Origin of the sequence: Stenotrophomonas sp. 2YAF22 (genome assembly GCF_052114665.1) — a bacterium.
Taxonomy (GTDB): Bacteria; Pseudomonadota; Gammaproteobacteria; order Xanthomonadales; family Xanthomonadaceae; genus Stenotrophomonas; species Stenotrophomonas indicatrix.
On the sequence record NZ_JBFRFE010000858.1, the window covers coordinates 1 to 1,339 of the forward strand.

The window sequence follows — 1,339 nt, forward strand, 5'->3', positions numbered from 1 at the left end:
GCCAGGAAGAACGGCGAGTACATGTCGGGCATGGCGATCGGCCGCGGCAGCACCACATGCACGATCTGGTTCGGTGGCGGCGGTGGCACGTGGATGCACGCGCCGTAGTACGGCACGAACAGGAATTCGACCAGTCGGCCATCTGCCGCGTTGGCCAAAGGCACCACGTAGCCCGGCAACCGCACTGCGCGATCCAGTACCGCGTCCACCGTACGGAACGTACCGAACTGGGCCATGCGCCGGTTGCCGTTGTGCTGCACCTCCGGCCCCTCACCGCGCTCGAGTGCTGCCAGTTCGTCGCTGGGCAGCATCTGCAGCCAGTCCAGTTCCTGCTCGCTTTGCGTGCCAGCATTGCTCTGTACCGGCGGCGGCGGCAGTGCCTGCACACCGGTATCGGTCGGCCGCGTGCAGGCAACCGGCAGCATTGCCGCAGCCAGCAGCAACCAGCGCACGCCCGCGCTCATGGGGCAGGCGCCAGGCCATCGGCCAGGGTGCGCCGGTAGGCCAGCAGCGCAGGCAGCAGGCCGGCAACCCCGCTGATCAGCAGCACGCCGCCCACCCAGGCCAGTTCACGCGCGTCCGGCCAGACGTGGGTGATCGACAGACCGAAATTGGCCAGCGCCCAGCTGCGCCCGGCCGCGCTGGCACAGGTCAGCACCGCCAGCGCCAACGCGCAGGCCATTGCTGCAGTGGCCACGGCCTCAACGACCAGCAGGCAGGCCACATAGGCCGGGCGCGCACCGGTGGCGCGCAGCACCGCCATTTCTCGGCGGCGTTCCTGCAGCGTCGATACCAGCAGCGCCATCAGTGACACCATGCCCAGCAGCACCACCATCGCACTGATCAGCTGCAGCGCGCGCTCGGCAGTGCCCAGCGACTGCCACAGCTGCTGCAACGTCACGCCGGGCAGGATCGCCTGCAGCGCTTCGTCTGGATACTCATTGATGCTGCGCTGCACGCCGAAGGTGGCGATGCGCGAGTTCAGCCCGAGCATGAAGGCGGTGATGCTGGTCGGGGTCAGGTCAAGCTGCCGTGCCTGTTCTGCGCTGACATGCTGGCTGCGCAACTGCACGCCGGAGCGCCAATCGACATGGATCGCTTCGATCGCCGGCAATGACACCAGCACGGACGAATCCACCGGCGTGCCGGTACGCTGCAGGATGCCGACCACGCGGAACGGCTTGTCGGCATGCGTGGCCAGCGTTACCGCACCAGTGCCATGGGCCAGCACGATCTCAGAGCCCAGGCCGATGTGCGCGGCCTGCGCGACTTCAGCGCCGACCACCGCGTCATACAGGTCGTCGAACGGCTGGCCCTGCGCGAATGCCAGCGCATGCCC

Annotated in this window: 2 protein-coding genes; both read right to left on the bottom strand. The window is 68.2% G+C overall.

Annotated elements, in window-relative coordinates; genetic code table 11:
• Positions 1–464: DUF3299 domain-containing protein (locus AB4Y84_RS21740; protein ID WP_442250944.1), on the bottom strand; the 464-nt coding region annotated here is incomplete at its 3' end.
• A partial coding sequence (locus AB4Y84_RS21745; RefSeq protein ID WP_442250945.1) for an ABC transporter permease occupies positions 461–1,339 on the bottom strand: 879 nt, incomplete at its 5' end. The genes AB4Y84_RS21745 and AB4Y84_RS21740, both read right to left, overlap by 4 nt.